Source organism: Halomonas garicola, assembly GCF_031935715.1.
In the GTDB taxonomy this organism is placed as follows: Bacteria; Pseudomonadota; Gammaproteobacteria; order Pseudomonadales; family Halomonadaceae; genus Vreelandella; species Vreelandella garicola.
The window spans coordinates 22331-39295 of record NZ_JASSZF010000022.1; the positions used below are offsets into that span (position 1 = coordinate 22331).

At 65.9% G+C, this 16965-nt stretch carries 13 protein-coding genes; 7 read left to right on the plus strand and 6 right to left on the minus strand.

The features are described from left to right. On the plus strand, positions 1-1503 hold the full coding sequence (locus tag RS027_RS09230; protein ID WP_311956362.1) for a sodium:solute symporter family protein: 1503 nt from the start codon (positions 1-3) through the stop codon (positions 1501-1503). A 25-nt stretch (positions 1504-1528) separates the two neighbouring features. Here RS027_RS09230 and nth read toward each other — a convergent pair whose 3' ends face one another. The 6 genes from nth to RS027_RS09260 all read right to left on the minus strand — a co-directional run bounded on the left by nth (position 1529) and on the right by RS027_RS09260 (position 7833). Beyond that, positions 1529-2164 carry an endonuclease III gene (gene nth, locus RS027_RS09235; RefSeq protein WP_311956363.1) on the minus strand — a complete coding sequence of 212 codons (636 nt, stop codon included), beginning with the start codon at positions 2162-2164 and terminating at the stop codon, positions 1529-1531. After that, positions 2161-3015 (minus strand): RnfABCDGE type electron transport complex subunit B, encoded by an 855-nt coding sequence (locus RS027_RS09240; RefSeq protein WP_311956364.1) that lies wholly within the window; start codon positions 3013-3015, stop codon positions 2161-2163. Before RS027_RS09240 ends, nth begins: the two co-directional genes overlap by 4 nt. An 11-nt stretch (positions 3016-3026) precedes the next feature. Next, on the minus strand, positions 3027-5063 hold the full coding sequence (gene metG, locus RS027_RS09245) for a methionine--tRNA ligase (RefSeq protein ID WP_311956365.1): 2037 nt from the start codon (positions 5061-5063) through the stop codon (positions 3027-3029). Between the two features lie 79 nt (positions 5064-5142). Beyond that, positions 5143-5424: a hypothetical protein gene (locus RS027_RS09250; protein ID WP_311956366.1), complete on the minus strand. Its 282-nt coding sequence runs from the start codon at positions 5422-5424 to the stop codon at positions 5143-5145. 257 nt (positions 5425-5681) lie between these two features. After that, a complete protein-coding gene (locus tag RS027_RS09255) occupies positions 5682-6857 on the minus strand; it encodes a 1-acyl-sn-glycerol-3-phosphate acyltransferase (protein ID WP_311956367.1) in 1176 nt (391 codons plus the stop codon). Positions 6858-6906: 49 nt separating this feature from the next. Next, positions 6907-7833 carry a recombination-associated protein RdgC gene (locus RS027_RS09260; protein ID WP_311956368.1) on the minus strand — a complete coding sequence of 309 codons (927 nt, stop codon included), beginning with the start codon at positions 7831-7833 and terminating at the stop codon, positions 6907-6909. A gap of 466 nt (positions 7834-8299) precedes the next feature. Here RS027_RS09260 and RS027_RS09265 point away from each other — a divergent pair, with 466 nt between their 5' ends. The 6 genes from RS027_RS09265 (at position 8300) to cmk (ending at position 16825) form a co-directional block, all read left to right on the plus strand. Next, positions 8300-8746 carry an acyl-CoA thioesterase gene (locus tag RS027_RS09265; RefSeq protein WP_311956369.1) on the plus strand — a complete coding sequence of 149 codons (447 nt, stop codon included), beginning with the start codon at positions 8300-8302 and terminating at the stop codon, positions 8744-8746. 142 nt (positions 8747-8888) lie between these two features. Continuing rightward, a complete protein-coding gene (gene gyrA, locus RS027_RS09270; RefSeq protein WP_311956370.1) occupies positions 8889-11615 on the plus strand; it encodes a DNA gyrase subunit A in 2727 nt (908 codons plus the stop codon). Then, entirely contained in the window at positions 11599-12702 is a 1104-nt protein-coding gene (serC, locus tag RS027_RS09275; protein WP_311956371.1) for a 3-phosphoserine/phosphohydroxythreonine transaminase, read from the plus strand. The genes gyrA and serC overlap by 17 nt, the downstream gene beginning before the upstream one ends. A 7-nt stretch (positions 12703-12709) precedes the next feature. After that, a complete protein-coding gene (gene pheA, locus RS027_RS09280; protein WP_311956372.1) occupies positions 12710-13804 on the plus strand; it encodes a prephenate dehydratase in 1095 nt (364 codons plus the stop codon). After that, positions 13801-16137 (plus strand): bifunctional prephenate dehydrogenase/3-phosphoshikimate 1-carboxyvinyltransferase, encoded by a 2337-nt coding sequence (locus RS027_RS09285; RefSeq protein WP_311956373.1) that lies wholly within the window; start codon positions 13801-13803, stop codon positions 16135-16137. Before pheA ends, RS027_RS09285 begins: the two co-directional genes overlap by 4 nt. Next, positions 16127-16825, plus strand: coding sequence for a (d)CMP kinase (gene cmk, locus RS027_RS09290; protein WP_311956374.1), 699 nt, complete (start codon positions 16127-16129; stop codon positions 16823-16825). Before RS027_RS09285 ends, cmk begins: the two co-directional genes overlap by 11 nt. Positions 16826-16965 lie beyond the last annotated feature (140 nt).

The following is a 16965-nucleotide window of genomic DNA, read 5'->3' on the forward strand; positions in this document are numbered from 1 at the left end:
ATGACCGCATCCCTTATCTGGTGGTCGGTGGCGATCTATCTGATTATCGCCACCCTGATCGCCTGGCTGTCTCGGCAGAAGAAGCCTGCGGCGCGGATGTCGGGGTATTTTCTGGGCAATCGTCAGATGAGCGGCCTGGTGTCCGCGCTCAGCTACAGCGCCACCACCTACAGCGCCTTCATGATGGTCGGTCTGGCGGGGCTTACCTACGCCGGCGGTGTCGGCGCCCTGGGCTTCGAGATCATCTATTTCGCCGGGGTGTCGCTGGTGGCGGTTTTCGGGCCCCGATTCTGGGCCCTGGGCAAACGCTTCGGCTTCGTCACCCCCGGCGAAATGCTCGGTTACCGCTATGCCAACAGGCGCGTCGCCATGGTCATCGCCGTCTCGAACTGTATCTTCCTGATCCCCTACGCCGCGGTACAGCTCACCGGCGTCGGCTATCTGCTGCAGGGCACCACGGATGGCGCCATTTCCTATAACGTCGGCATACTCCTGGCCACGGCCATCGCCATCCTGTTTTCCTATATCGCGGGAATTCGCTCGGTGATGTGGACCGATTCCCTGCAGGCCATCATGATGATGCTGGCCTCAACCCTGGTGGTCTTCCTGGTGGTTCAGGGGCTTGGCGGCTTCCCGGCGCTGTTCGACAGGCTGGCCGCGGAACAGCCGCAAGCCCTGACGGTGCCCGGGAGCGGCCTGTTCAGCCTGACCACCTTTCTGGGGCTGACCCTTCCCTGGTTCTTCTTCAGCCTCTCCAACCCCCAGGTCAGCCAGCGGCTGTTCATGCCCGCCTCTCTCGGGGCGATGCGGCGCATGCTGCTGGGATTTCTGATTTTCGGCTTTATCTATACGCTTGTCTCGGTGCTCTGGGGCTTCTCGGCACTGGTCGCCTTTCCCGGGCTCGAGAATGCGGACCTGGCCGCGCCGAGGCTGCTTGGCTCCGACTACGTGCCGCACTGGCTTGGCGTGATCGTGCTGATCGCCATTATGGCCGCCGCTGTCTCAACCATCGATTCGATCATGCTGACCCTGTCTTCCATGCTTTCCCGGGATCTGTATGCCAATCTCAAGCCGGGCGTCAGCGAACGCCGGCAGCTGCGGGTGGGCAAGATCGTGGTTCCGCTGATTGCCCTGCTGGCGCTGGGCTTTGCGCAGCTGCAGCTGGATCTCATCGCGGTGCTCTCCGTGGCCGCCTCCTCCGGCCTGGTTGCCGTGGTTCCGGCGATGATCGGCGCTTTTTACTGGAAAGGCGGCACCGGCGCCGGCGCCCTGGCCAGCGTGATCGGTACGACGCTGTTCGTGCTGGCGCTCTATGCCACCGGCAACGCCCTGCTGGGGCTGCCCGCCGGCATCTGGGGAATTATCGTGGCAAGCGTGCTGTTTGTGGGCATTAGCCTGATGACGAAAGCGCCGGGGGAAAGGGCGGAAGAATGTCAGGCAGCCATGGACGAGGTGCTTGAAAAGCCGGTAGGTCGCGCCGCGCGGAGCGACGAAGACGGTTGATGTCCTCTTCCCGAAGGTCGGCGCGTTACGGCTCGGTTTTATCGGGGAAGTCGCAGAGGTCTTCGATGAGACAGCTGCCGCAGCGGGGCTTGCGCGCGATGCAGGTATAGCGGCCGTGCAAAATCAGCCAGTGGTGGGCGTCGCGCTTGAACTCGCGCGGCACGTGGCGCAAAAGCTTCTGCTCGACCTCCACCACGTTCTTGCCCGGGGCAATCCCGGTGCGGTTGGAGACGCGGAAGATGTGCGTGTCCACAGCGATGGTAGGCATGCCGAACGCCGTGTTGAGGATGACGTTGGCGGTCTTGCGCCCGACGCCGGGCAGCGCTTCCAGCGCCTGGCGGGTGCGGGGTACCTCGCCTGCGTGCTTGTCCACCAGCAGACGGCAGGTTTTCATCAGGTTCTCGGCCTTGGTGTTGTAAAGACCGATGGTCCTGATGTGCGCCTTCAGGCCGTCGATGCCCAGCGCGATGATCGCTTCCGGCGTATTGGCCGCCGGAAACAGCCGCGCGGTGGCCTTGTTGACGCCCACGTCGGTGGCTTGGGCGGACAGCAGCACCGCGGTTAAAAGCTCGAACGGCGTGGCCCAGTTGAGCTCGGTTTGCGGATGCGGGTTTTCCGCCCGCAGCCGGGCAAAGATCTCGTAGCGCTTCTGCGCGTTCATGGCTTGTTCCCTTCTTCTGGCACCGTCCTTTCTTTTGGCACTGTCCTTTCTTTTGGCTTAATCCCTTCTTCGCCGGCGGCGTTTTCCAGCGCTGCCTGCGCCTCGGCAAGCAGGCGCTGGGCCTCGGGCAGCTGTTCCCGGGCGGTGGCTTCGGCCTCTAAGTCCCGGCGGCGCAGCGCGCTTTCCAGCTGCTGCTCCACGCGCCTGAGCGCCTGTTCGGCGGCCCGGGCGGCGAGCTTTTTCTGGCGCAGCGCCGCAGCTTGAGACGCTTGGCCATCGGCAGCCGGGGCCTGACGCTTTTGCAGCCGCCGCCGGCGCCGCTCCTGACGTTTTTGCCGGGCGTCGCGCTCAAGACGCGCCTGGCGCGCCCGGTGGCGGTCGCGGCCAAGGGCGGCGCGGCGCTCGAGGTAGGCGTTTTGCTCCGCTTCGCTCTCCGCGGCCTGCCAGGCCGGGTGGGCGATCATGTCGATGCAGTCCACCGGGCAGGGGGCGACGCACAGCTCGCAGCCGGTGCATTCGTCGGTAATCACCGTGTGCATGCGCTTGGCCGCGCCGAGAATGGCGTCCACCGGGCAGGCGTCGATGCATTTGGTGCAGCCAATGCACTCGTCTTCGCGGATCACCGCGGCAAGCGGCGGCTGGGCCGGTTCGGCAAGCGTTTGCGGCGGCTGGCCGGTAAGCTCGACCAGCTGCTCAAGGGTCGCCTCGCCGCCCGGCGGGCAGCGGTTGACCGGCTCGCCCTCGGCGATGGCTTCGGCGTAGGGCAAGCAGCCGTCAAAGCCGCACTTGCCGCACTGGGTCTGCGGCAGCAGCGCATCGACGGCTTTGATCAGCGAGGCGTTGCGACTCATGGAGCGGCCGCTCAGGTAACGCGCTGGCCGGGCTCGGCGCCGTCGTCCGGCGAGAGCAGATAGATGCCCGCGTCGTTGGCCGACGCCAGCACCATGCCTTCGGACACCCCGAAGCGCATCTTGCGCGGCGCGAGGTTGGCGACCATGATCGTCAGCCGGCCCTCCAGCGCCTCCGGGGCGTAGGACGAGCGGATGCCGGAGAAGACGTTGCGGGTCTCGCCGCCGAGATCCAGGGTCAGCTGCAGGAGCTTATCGGCGCCCTTGACGTAGTTGGCGCTGGCAATCCGGGCAATGCGTAAATCGACTTTGCTGAAGTCGTCAAAGCTGATTTCCTCGGCGATGGGGTCGTCCACCAGCGGGCCTTTGGGGGCGTCCTTGAGCTTTTGCTCCGCGGCGAGGTCTTCCTTTGACGCTTCGAGCATGGCATCGATGCTTGAGCGCTCGATGCGCGTCATCAGCGGCTTGAATTTGTTGATATCGTGGTTGGCCAGCACCTCGTGGCGGCTCGCCCAGTCCAGGGTGTCGAGGTTGAGGAAGACGCGCGCCTCGCCGGCCATGGCCGGCACCACCGGGGCGAGATAGACCATTAGCTGGCGGAAGAGGTTGATACCCACCGAGCAGATGTCGAGTACTTCCTGGTCGCGGCCGTGCTGCTTGGCCAGCACCCAGGGCTCGGCCTCGGCGATGTAGGTGTTGGCTTCATCAGCAAGCTCCATGATCCGGCGCATGGCGCGGCCGAACTCGCGGTTTTCATAGTGCTCGGCGATGTCGTCGCCGGCGGCGATAAAGCGCGACACCATGGCAGGCTCGGCGCAGTGCGACGACAGCGTGGCGCCGCCGATCTTCTTGACGAAGCCCGCGCAGCGGCTGGCAATGTTGACTACCTTGCCGACGAGGTCGGAATTCACCCGGGCGGCGAAGTCGTCCAGGTTCAAGTCGAGATCGTCGATGCCCGAGGTCAGCTTGGCGGCGAAGTAGTAGCGCAGGTATTCCGGGTTGAGATGGTCGGCATAGGTCGCCGCCTTGACGAAGGTGCCCCGGGACTTGGACATCTTGGCGCCGTCCACGGTGACAAAGCCGTGGCAGTTCACCGCCGTGGGCGTGCGCAAGCCCGCGCCGTGGAGCATCGCCGGCCAGAACAGCGCGTGGAAGTAGACGATATCCTTGCCGATGAAGTGGTAGACCTCGGCGTCGGAATCCGGCTGCCAGTAGGCGTCGAAGTCCAGCCCCTTGCGGTCGCAGAGGTTCTTGAAGCTCGCCAGGTAGCCGATGGGCGCGTCCAGCCAGACGTAGAAATACTTGCCCGGGGCGTCGGGAATCTCGAAGCCGAAGTAGGGCGCGTCCCGGGAGATGTCCCACTCGTTGAAGCCGTCCTCGAACCACTCCATCAGCTTGTTGCGGATCTGCGGCTGGACGCGGTCGTCGTTGATCCAGCGCTGCATGAAATCGGCAAAGTCCGGCAGTTTGAAGAAGTAGTGGGTGGAGGTTCTGACCTCCGGCGTGGCGCCGGAGACCGCCGATACCGGATCGATCAGCTCCGCCGGGGTATAGGTCGCGCCGCAGGCCTCGCAGTTGTCGCCGTACTGGCCATCGGTCCTGCACTTGGGGCAGGTGCCCTTGATGAAGCGGTCGGCGAGAAACAGCCCGCGCTCGGGGTCATACATCTGCTCGATGTCCCGGGTGGCGATGTGGCCGGCGTCGCGCAGGCGGGTATAGATCAGCTCGCTGAAGTGGCGGTTTTCTGCCGAGTGGGTGGTGTAGTAGTTGTCGAACGCCACGCCGAACCGGGCAAAGTCTTCCTGGTGCTCCCGGGAGACGCGCTCGATAAGCGCCTCCGGGGTAATGCCTTCCTGCTCGGCGCGCAGCATGATGGCGGTGCCGTGGGCGTCGTCGGCGCAGACGTAGTGGCACTGCTGGCCGCGGCTTTTCTGGAAGCGCACCCAGATGTCGGTCTGGATGTACTCGAGCAGATGGCCCAGATGAATGGCGCCGTTGGCATAGGGGAGCGCGCTGGTGACCAGGATCTTGCGCGTGGCGGTGTTAGGCATGGTGGATGAGACTTCCGTTAACGTCGGGCTTGGGGTAAGCGGGCTTGGGGGAAAATAAGGGGCGCGTGCCGAGGCCGGCTCAGTAGAGCGCCTGTTCCTCGAGGATCACTTCGCGCAGCAGCGCGAGAAACAGCTTGTCGGCCTCGGAGTGCTCGTCGGGATCTTCCGGAATATGGATGCTCGTGGTGTCGGTGATCTCGTTGGCGATACGCACCATGCTGTCGGCGTTGCCGCCGTTATCGAGTTCCTGGCGCGCCACGGTCAGCGACTGCTCGAGAATCTTGGGATCCTGCAGCAGCTTGCGGATAAACCCCTGCAGCTCGTTGATAATGCGCGTTTTCTGAATTTCTGAAGCAGACATGAGAACTCTCCTCGATACGCCTTGCCGGGAAACGCCCGGGCGCCCGCCCGGTAACGCGATGACGATAGCATTTTTTCCCCCGCTACGCAGTGCGCAGCGGCAGGATAGAACTATCCCCGGTGGCTATGTCCAGAGGAGCCGGGAACAGGTCGCGAGGGGGTTCTACGCCAGGGATGGCGTAGGTAGCGTCCTGGGAGGGATTCATCGCGCCCTCGCCGACCTGTTGCCGGCTCCACCCGGGTGATTGAGGTCAGGGCCTACGTCGCCAGCCGGCCGGCCTTGTGCTTGACCGGATTGGCGTACTGGGCAAGCCAGTAGGGGCGCAGGGCCTCGGGTACCGCGGCCAGGCGCTTGTCAAAGCGCTCGCGGTCCCTGGCGGTGATCGCCCTGCGCGGCACCAGCTCAGGCGCGTCACCCAGCGCCTCGAGGGCCAGGTAGTGGGTGGGGAACAGCCGATAGCCGCCGATCACCTGGCGGTCGATCTCGGCGGCGACCTCCTCGGCGCTGCCGGCGTCGGCGCCCAGTGGCGTGCCGAAGTGCAGCTGTACCCGGCCCTTGTTGCCGGTAATGCCGGCGACGATGGACTGGATATCCTCAAACTCGGTCTTGTCGTAGCCGCCCCGAGTGTCCAGATCAAAAAGCTCCTGGGCTTTCTGTACGTCGCAGGGGTCGAGCTCGTAGCTGATCGACACCGGCACAATGCGCAGCTCGCGGATCGCCTCGCCGGTGCCGGCCTGCTTGTCGGCGCCGCGCCTGGCCATGGTCAGCATCTTGATGATCGCCGGGCCGGTAAGGTCGATGCCGTTTTTCGCCCGGCCTTCGCGCTGGGCCATCCAGATCGAATGATTGTCCTCGGTGATGGAGTGGCGGATGTATGCCGAAAGGTTCTGGTAGCCGGCGAGCATGGCGCGCTTGCCCCGGGCGCTGCGCGGCACGATGAAGCTCTTGTTAAGCCGCATCAGGTCGGTGACGTAGGGCTTTTTCAGCAGGTTATCGCCGATGGCGATGCGCACCGTATCGCGCCCGGCCTGATAGAGCGCGTAGTTGACGAACGCCGGGTCCAGCGAAATATCCCGGTGGTTGCCAATGAACAGGTAGGCCGTCTCCGGGTCGAGTCGGTCAAGCCCCGAGACCTCGAAGGCGTCGGTGCTCTGGCGGATCATGCGATCCATGTAGCCGGCGATGCGCTGCTGAAAGGCGCGCACTCCCCGCACTCCCCGTACCTCGCGCTTGATCGCCCGGCGTGCCAGCAGCCGCGCCAGCGGCGGGGCAAGCCGGGCCAGGCGCGGCAGGCGAAACTGCGTCAGCGCGTTGAGCAGCTCGTTGTCGTGCGCCAGGCGCCTGAGCACGGCTTCTACCTCGGCGTCGGTATAGGGGCGAATGCCCGCCCAGGGGTCGGAAGCGGCGGGGGGGCTTGCGTTGTCGTGTGTCATGGGGTCCGTTCCGTCGGCAGTGCAAATGGGGCAGCCATGGATTGGCGTGTCAGACAGCGTCGCCGGTCCGAGCTTCGCCGCCCAGCCATTCCAGCAGGCGTTCCGCGTCCTCGGCAAGCGCCTGAGCCATGAGGATGAAATCGGTTTCCAGCCGGGCCAGGGCGTCGTCGCCGTCGTCGGCGTGGTCGGCCTCCTCGATCAGGGCGTCGCCAAAGCGCAGCGACTTCAGCGCCAGCTCGTCGGTGAGCACGAACTGCAGCCGGCCGTCGATGCCCAGCGCCAGCTTGCTGGCCTGGCGGCCGCTTTCCAGCAGCTGCTGGATGTCGTCGCCGTCAAGATCGACCTGGCGGGCGCGCAGCACGCCGTCGTCGCCCTTGGCCTTGAGCTCCACCTGGTCGCCCAGCACCATGTCCGCCGGGCGGCTGCCCGGGTCGCCAAGCCACTCGGTCATGGCGCGGATGGGCAGCGTCTGCGCGGTGAGCGGGGTGACTTTCAGGCTGCCCAGCGTTTCGCGCAGCAGGTCGAGAATCTCGTCGGCCCGGGCCCGGGAAGCGGCGTTGATGCCTAAAAGCCCCCGGCGGGTGTCCCACCAGAGGTCGATCTTCTGCCGGCGGATAAAGGCCTGGGGCAGCAGCGCCTCGGTGACCTCTTCCTTGAGCGCGGTCTTTTCCTTGCGCGTAACCTTGCGGCCTTCGGCCTGTTCGATGTCGGCCACGCGCTCGTCGACGTCCTCGCGAACCACCGCCGCCGGCAGCAGGCGCTCCTGGCGCAGCGCCGAGAGCAGCCGGTGGCCCTGGGTTTCGTGAACGTACTGGCCGCCACCGGCGCGGCCGGCCGGCGGTGTCCAGCCTAGCCGCCGGGCGTCGGCGCTGCCAAGCGCCACGGCGGCGTGGTCGGCCAGGACGTTGTCAAAAGTGGCGTGATCAATCTCGGGGGCGCCGTGCAGGCGGTAGAGCAGCAGGTTTTTAAACCACATGTCGCCCGTCCTTGTGAGAACTGCGGAAGAGAAAAGGCGCACATTATGGCGAAAGCGTCTGCTTCCTGCCAGCATGTCCGGACATGCGCGACTCGCGAGGATACAGTAGAGGGATGTGCACCTACCCCTGTGTCATGGCGAATATTCCCCTGTGTCATAGCGAGCGAAGCGAAGCTATCTCGGGTTTTCTCGCTGCTGGCACAGCAGGAGATTGCCACGTCGCTACGCTCCTCGCGATGACGGTAGCGGGAGGCGCGCCTTTTCCCCTGTGTCATAGCGAATGTTCCCCTGTGTCATAGCGAGCGAAGCGAAGCTATCTCGGATTTTCTCGCTGCTGGCACAGCAGGAGATCGCCACGTCGCTACGCTCCTCGCGATGACAGTAAGCCTGTCAGCCATAGCCCTGGGGCACTGGACCGCCGCCGGCGCTACGCCGGCATGCCTTAATTCAACAAGGAGGCTCCCTCATGAGCGATTTATTATCGCGTACCTGCCTGCGGGTACGCGGGTATCATCTGGACGGCTACGGCCACGTCAACAACGCCCGTTATCTGGAGTTCATGGAAGAGGGCCGCTGGGCGTTCTTTGATCTCCACCCCGAGCTGATTGCCGGGCTGCACGAAAACGGCCTGGGCTTTGCCGTGGTCAACCTCAATATCGACTACCGCGCCGCGGCGGTGCTGGGTGACGATCTCGACGTGCTCACCGGCATCGTCAGCGTGGGCGAGCGCAGCGCCAAGTGCCATCACCGCATTGTGCGCCGGGGCGACGGCGCCCTGGTGGCCCGGGCGGACCTGACCTTTGTGCTGCTGGATCTGGCCGCCGGCCAGGCCGCCGCCATCGACGGCGCAGTGCGCGACACGCTCAATGTCCTGGTCGTACCGCCGGAGGCGTTTGTCGTCGATATGCAGTAGCCGCCGCTGCGGCAGGAGGGCGCAAGCGGCTGCCCATGAGGCGCCGGCAATGGTATGATAGCGCGATATTTGCGCGCCGTTGTCCGGTGTTCGCGCTTACCACTCTACGCAGTGCCAATGCAGTGCAAAGGATCTGACTTTCATGGGTGACACCGCCAGAGATATTCTGCCCGTTAACATTGAAGACGAGCTCAAGCAGTCGTACCTCGACTATGCCATGAGCGTCATTATCGGCCGCGCGTTGCCCGACGTGCGCGACGGACTCAAGCCCGTGCATCGCCGCGTGCTGTTCGCCATGCACGAGCTGGGTAACGACTGGAATAAAGCGTACAAGAAATCGGCGCGCGTGGTCGGCGACGTTATCGGTAAGTACCATCCCCACGGCGACAGCGCGGTGTACGACACCATCGTGCGCATGGCCCAGGATTTCTCCATGCGCCACGTGCTGGTGGACGGCCAGGGCAACTTCGGCTCCATCGACGGCGACAACGCCGCCGCCATGCGCTACACCGAGGTACGCATGGCGAGACTCTCCCACGAGCTTCTGGCCGATCTGGAAAAGGACACCGTCGACTGGGTCGACAACTACGACGGCACCGAACGCATCCCCGACGTGCTGCCGACCCGAGTGCCCAACCTGCTGATCAACGGCTCCTCGGGCATCGCCGTGGGCATGGCGACCAACATCCCGCCGCACAACATGAACGAAGTCATCGACGCCTGCCTGGCGCTGATCGACGACTACACCCTGTCCATCGACGAGCTGATGGACTACGTGCCGGGGCCGGACTTCCCCACCGGCGGCATCATCAACGGCCGCGCGGGCATTCTCGACGCCTACCGCACCGGCCGCGGGCGGGTTTACGTGCGCGCGCGCCACACTATCGAGCACGACGACAAGACCGGCCGCGACCACATCATCGTTACCGAGCTCCCTTACCAGGTGAACAAGGCCCGGCTGATCGAGAAAATCGCCGAGCTGGTCAAGGACAAGCGCATCGAGGGCATTGCCGAGCTTCGCGACGAGTCCGACAAGGACGGCCTGCGGGTGGTGATCGAGGTCAAGCGCGGCGAGTCCGGCGAGGTGCTGGTCAACAACCTCTTCGCCCAGACCCAGCTGCAAAACGTCTTCGGCATCAACATGGTGGCGCTGGAAAACGGCCAGCCCTACACGCTCAACCTGAAAGAGCTGCTGGAAGCCTTCGTCCGCCACCGTCGGGAAGTGGTCACCCGGCGCACGCTGTTCGAGCTGAAAAAGGCCCGGGAGCGTGGCCACATTCTCGAAGGCCTGACCGTCGCCATTTCCAACATCGACGACGTCATCGAGCTGATCAAGGCCTCGCCCAACGCCGCCACCGCCCGGGAAAAGCTGCTCGACGCTACCTGGCAGCCGGGGCAGGTCACCGACATGCTGGAGCGCGCCGGGGCCACCTCGTGCAAGCCCGAGGACTTCGACGAGGGCTACGGCTTAAACCCCTCGGCCACGGCCTACCGGCTCGCGCCGGCCCAGGCCCAGGCGATTCTCGAGCTGCGCCTGCACCGCCTGACCGGCCTTGAGACCGAAAAGCTGCTCAACGAATACCTGACGATTCTTGAGCGCATCGCCGAGCTTTCCGAAATTCTCGCCTCGCCGGACCGGCTCATGGAAGTCATCCGCGAAGAGCTCGTCGCCGTGCGCGACCAGTACGGCAACCCCCGCCGCACCGATATCCAGGCAAGCCACCTGGACCTGTCCATCGAGGATCTGATCGCCGAGGAAGACATGGTGGTCACGGTGTCGCGCTCGGGTTACGCCAAGACCCAGCCGCTTTCCGACTACCATGCCCAGCGCCGCGGCGGCCGGGGCAAGTCCGCCACGGCGATGAAGGACGAAGACGTCATCGAGCATCTGCTGGTGGCCTCGACCCACGACACCGTGCTGCTGTTCTCCAACCGCGGCAAGGTCTACTGGCTCAAGGTCTACGAAATGCCCAACGCCAGCCGCGGCTCCCGGGGCAAGCCGCTGGTCAACATGCTGCCGCTGGACGAGGGCGAGTCGATCAACGCCATCATGCCGGTGCGCGACTACGACCCCGACCACTACATCTTCTTCGCCACCGCCAGGGGTACGGTCAAGCGCACCAGTCTCGAGCAGTTCTCCCGGCCGAGAAGCGTCGGCCTGATCGCCATCGAGCTTGAGGAAGACGACCGCCTGGTGGGCGCCAAGATTACCTCGGGCTCCGATCACGCCATGCTGCTGTCGTCCAACGGCAAAGCCATCCGCTTTGAAGAAAGCGACGTCCGCGCCATGGGCCGCACCGCCCGGGGCGTGCGCGGCATGCGCCTGCAGGGCGGCGCCGAGGTCATTAGCCTGATTATTCCCCAGCACCAGCAGATCGACGCCGAAGACGAGGGCGCCGCCGCCGCAGGCGAAGAGGCGCCGTCGCCGATCTACATCCTCACCGCCAGCGAAAACGGCTACGGCAAGCGCACCCTGCTGGGCGAGTTCCCCCTGCGCGGGCGCGGCGGCCAGGGCGTGATCGCCATGCAGACCAGCGAGCGCAACGGCGCGCTGGTGGCCGGCATGCAGGTCTACGACAGCGACGAAATGATGCTGATCACCGACCGCGGCACCCTGGTGCGCACCCACGTCGACGAGGTCTCCACCACCTCGCGCAACACCCAGGGCGTGATGCTCATCCGCCTGGGCAAGCAAGAGCACCTGGTGAAGACCGTGCGCGTGGACGAGCCCGACGAGGATGAAGAAAACGAGGAAGCCGATAGCGCAGAAACCGCGGAGAGCGACGCGGATCAGGCGACAGATGAGGTGACAGACAGCACGACGCAACAGGGATCAGAGGAGGAAGGTAGCGATGACCCGTCAGTATAACTTTTGTGCGGGGCCAGCGGCGCTGCCCACGCCGGTGCTAGAGCGCGCCCGGGACGAAATGCTTGACTACCGCGGGCTTGGCCTTTCCGTCATGGAGATGAGCCACAGAAGCGCTGACTTCGTTGCCATCGCCGAGCGCGCCGAGGCCGATCTGCGCGAGCTATTGAAGGTGCCGGATAACTACCGGGTGCTGTTCTTCCAGGGCGGGGCGACGCTGCAGGCTTCCATGCTGCCCATGAACCTGCTGGGCAACGGCAGGCGCGCCAACTTCATCCAGACCGGTATCTGGAGCACCAAGGCGCTGGCGGAAGCGCAGAATCTGGGCGTGGCCTGGCACGTGGCGGCCAACACCGAGGTCGAGGGCAACGTCGCCGTGCCGCGCCCGGAGTCGCTGGATCTCAGCGACGACGCCGCCTACCTGCACTACGCCGCCAACGAAACCATCGGCGGGCTGGCGTTCGACTACGTGCCCCGGGGGCGCCGGCCCGACGGCGCCGAGGTGCCGGTGGTCTGCGACATGTCGTCGAGCATCCTTTCAGGGCCCCTTGACGTCTCCCAGTTCGGCATCGTCTACGCCGGCGCGCAGAAAAACATCGGCCCGGCGGGGCTGACGCTGGTGATCGTGCGCGACGACCTGCTCGACCAGGCCCAGGCGGCGATGCCGGGGCTCTTTAGCTACAGCGCCATGGCCAAGGCCGGCTCGATGATCAACACGCCGCCCACCTACGCCTGGTACCTGGCCGGACTGGTGTTCGAGTGGCTCAAAGACGACGTCGGCGGCCTCGAGGCGATGAGCGCGATCAACCAGCGCAAGGCCAACAAGCTCTACGCCGCCATCGACCAAAGCGAGTTTTACGCCAACCCCATCGCGCCGCTCAACCGTTCGCGGATGAACGTGCCCTTTACCCTGGCGGACGCCCGGCTGGACGGCGAATTTCTCAAGGAAGCCGACGCCGCCGGGCTTTTGAACCTCAAGGGCCACCGCAGCGTGGGCGGCATGCGCGCCAGCCTCTACAACGCGGTGCCCGAAACCGCCGTGGATGCGCTCACCGCGTTCATGGCCGATTTTGAACAACGAAAAGGCTAATACCACCATGTCTTCTGATGCGGCAGCCACCCTGGACGCGTTGCGCGAGCGCATCGACCAGCTGGACAACGATATCCTCCACCTGATCAGCGAGCGCGCCCGCTGCGCCCAGGAAGTCGCCGAGGTCAAGCTCGACGAAGACCCCGGCACGCTGTTCTACCGCCCCGAGCGCGAGGCCCAGGTGCTGCGCCGGATCATGGCCATGAACAAGGGCCCGCTGTCCGACGAGGAAATGGCGCGGCTGTTCCGCGAAGTGATGTCCGCCTGCCTGGCGCTGGAGCAGCCGGTGAAGGTCGCCTACCTCGGGCCCGAGGGCACCTTTACCCAGCAGGCGGCGCTCAAGCACTTCGGCGAAAGCGCGGTCAGCCTGCCCATGGCCGCCATCGACGAGGTTTTCCGCGAGGTGGAAGCCGGCGCGGTGAACTACGGCGTGGTGCCGGTGGAAAACTCTACCGAAGGCGTGGTCAACCACACCCTGGATACCTTCCTTGAGTCCTCGATCCGCATCAGCGGCGAGGTGGTGCTGCGCATTCACCACCACCTGCTGGTGGGCGAGAACACCCGGCGCGACAAGATCTCGCGGATCTACTCGCACCCGCAGTCGTTCGCCCAGTGCCGCAAGTGGCTCGACGCCCACTATCCCCACGCCGAGCGCGTGGCCGTGGCCTCCAACGCCGAGGCCTCAAGGCTGGTCAAGACCGAGTGGCACAGCGCGGCCATCGCCGGCGACATGGCCGGCAAGCTCTACGGCCTCGAGGTCATCGCCGACAAGGTCGAGGACCGCCCGGACAACTCCACGCGCTTTTTGATTATCGGCAGCCGCGACGCGCCGTTTTCCGGCAGCGACAAGACCTCGCTGGTGGTCGCCATGCGCAACCAGCCCGGCGCGCTCCACGACCTGCTGGAGCCGTTCCACCGCCACCGCATCGACATGACCCGGCTGGAAACCCGGCCCTCGCGCAGCGGCGTGTGGAACTACGTCTTCTTCATCGACTTCGTCGGCCACCACGACGAGCCCCACATCGCCGCGATGCTCGACGAAGTCCGCCTGCGCGCCGCCGACCTCAAGGTGCTCGGCTCCTACCCCCAGGGCGTGCTGTGACCGAGGGCGCGACGACAGAACGTGCGACAGGGCGCGCGGCCGCCGAGCCCGCCCTGCTGATTGTCGGGCTGGGGCTGATCGGCGGCTCCCTGGCCGCCGGGCTACGGGCGTCGGGCTTTGCCGGGCGCATCACCGCCTGCGACCCCGACGCCGGAGAAATACAGCGCGGCATCGCGATGGGCCTGATCGACGCCGGCGGCACAAGCCTTGACGAGCTGGCGCCGGCGGCGGACGTCATCGTGCTCGCCGTGCCGGTGCTCGCTATGGAGGGCGTGCTGGGCGAGCTTGCCGCGCTTAGCCCTGGGCTGGAAGGGCAGACGGTGACCGATGTGGGCAGCACCAAGGCTACCGTGCGCGACGCCGCCCGCCGGGTGTTCGGCGGAATGCCGCCGACCCTGGTGCTGGGCCACCCCATCGCCGGCTCGGAAAAAAGCGGCGTGGCCGCGGCGACGCCTGAGCTATACGCCGGGCACAACGTCATCCTCACCCCCGAGGCCCACACCGACGCCGGGGCGCTGGCCGTAGTGCGCGGGCTGTGGCAGGCCTGCGGCGCCAACGTGCTGGAAATGGACGTCGAGCGCCACGACGCCGTGCTCGCGCAAACCAGCCATCTGCCGCACCTGCTGGCGTTTTCGCTGGTGGACACGCTCGCCCGCCAGGACGCCCGGCTGGATATCTTTCGCTACGCCGCCGGCGGCTTTCGCGACTTTACCCGCATCGCCGGCAGCGACCCGGTGATGTGGCGGGATATTTTTGTCGCCAACCGCGACGCCGTGCTCGCCTCGCTGGACGACTTCGAGGCCGGGCTTGGCCGCCTGCGCGCCGCGGTAGAGGCCGGCGACGGCGACGCCATGCTCGCCGCCTTCGGTCGCGCCAGCCACGCGCGCCACTATTTTGAATCCCTGCTGAACAAAACCAGCTATCAGACGGAATATGCCATGCAATCACAGAGTCAGGTGACGTACCGGGTGCGTCCGGGCGGCGGCGCCCGGGGGCGCGTGCGCGTGCCCGGCGACAAGTCGATTTCCCACCGCTCGATCATGCTCGGCGCCCTTGCCGACGGCGCGACCACCGTGAGCGGTTTTCTCGAAGGCGAAGACAGCCTCGCCACGCTGCAGGCGTTTCGCGAGATGGGCGTGGCCATCGAAGGCCCCAATCAGGGCCGGGTGGTCATCCACGGCGTGGGCATTAACGGCCTCAAGGCGCCCTCGGGGCCCATCTACGTGGGCAACTCGGGCACCGCCATGCGCCTCTTTGCCGGGCTTCTCGCCGGGCAATCGTTCTCAAGCGAGCTTGCCGGCGACGACTCGCTGGCCAAGCGCCCGATGAACCGTGTGGCCGACCCGCTGCGCGACATGGGAGCGACCATCGACACCGCCGAGGGCGGCCGCCCGCCGCTGAAGATTCACGGCGGCCAGGCGCTTACCGGCATGTATTACGACATGCCGGTGGCGAGCGCCCAGGTCAAGTCCTGCCTGCTGCTCGCCGGCCTCTACGCCGAGGGCGAAACCCGGGTGCGCGAGCCCGCCCCCACTCGGGATCACACCGAGCGCATGCTCGGCGGCTTTGGCTACCCGGTCGAGCGCGACGGCGACACCTGCTGGCTCGAGGGCGGCAAGCGTCTGACCGCAAGCCCCATCGACGTACCCGCGGACATTTCCTCGGCGGCGTTTTTCATGGTCGCCGCGGCGATTACCCCGGGGAGCGACCTCACCCTTGAGCACGTGGGAACGAACCCCACCCGCACCGGGGTGATCAACGTCCTCAAGCTGATGGGCGCGGACCTTGAGCTTGCCAACCAGCGCGAAGTGGGCGGCGAGCCAGTGGCCGACGTGCGCGTGCGCTACGCCCCGCTCAAGGGCATCGACATCCCGGTCGAGCAGGTGCCGCTGGCCATCGACGAGTTCCCCGCGCTGTTCATCGCCGCCGCCAACGCCGCCGGCACCACCCGGCTGCGCGATGCTGCCGAGCTGCGGGTGAAGGAGTCCGACCGCCTTGCCGCCATGGCCGAAGGCCTTGCAACGATTGGCGTGGACCATACGCTGTATGAGGACGGCATCGACATTGTCGGCAACGGAAACGTGGATAACGGCGGGGCGGAGGCCCCGAGCTACGGCGGCGGGCGCATCGACAGCCTCGGCGATCACCGCATCGCCATGGCCTTCGCCGTGGCCGCGCTGCGCTCAGGCAGTGAGATCGTCATCGACAACTGCGCCAACGTCGCCACCTCCTTTCCCGACTTCACCGAGCTTGCCAACCGCATTGGCCTGGTCATTGAAATCATGACTCAGGAAACCACAGGCCCGGAAACGGAGAGCAACAATGAGCGCTGACGACATCATGACTCCGGTGCTGACCATCGACGGCCCCGGCGGCGCCGGCAAGGGCACGGTCAGCAGCCTGGTCGCCGAGCGCCAGGGCTGGCACCTGCTGGACAGCGGCGCGCTGTACCGCCTGACCGCGTACGCCGCCGGCAAGCACGGCGTTGCCCTTGACGACGAAGCCGGCCTGGCCCGGGTGGCCGAAACCCTCGACGTCGCCTTCCCGGTAGAGGGCGGCACGGTGCAGACGCTGCTCGAAGGCGAGGACGTCAGCCGCGCCATCCGCACCGAGCAGGCCGGCGAGCGCGCCTCCCGGGTGGCGGCGGTGCCCGCGGTACGCGAAGCGCTGCTCAAGCGCCAGCGCGACTTCGGCAAGCCCCCGGGGCTGGTGGCCGACGGCCGCGACATGGGCACGGTGGTGTTTCCCGACGCCGGGCTCAAGATATTTCTCACCGCCTCGGCTTCCGAACGCGCCCGGCGACGCTACGCACAGTTGCAGCAAGCCGGCGTGGATGCTAATCTTTCGAGTCTTTTGCAGGAGATTCAGGCACGCGATGCACGCGACACGCAGCGCAGCGTGGCTCCGCTCAAGCCGGCAGACGATGCCGTAACCCTTGACACCACGCGCCTGAGTATACCGGAAGTGGTTGAACAGCTGACCGAACTGCTGGCCCAGCGGGGCATGGCGTCCGGCGCTTGATTCTCCCTTGCGGCGCTTTTGCTGCGGCGTCACGGCATGATCGGGCGATCTTTCACACTGCCAGCCCGGTGATGTCTAACCAGCGTTAACGTCCGCAAAAGCAGAGTGACATTAGGCCCGTACTTGCTGGTGGTACGGAG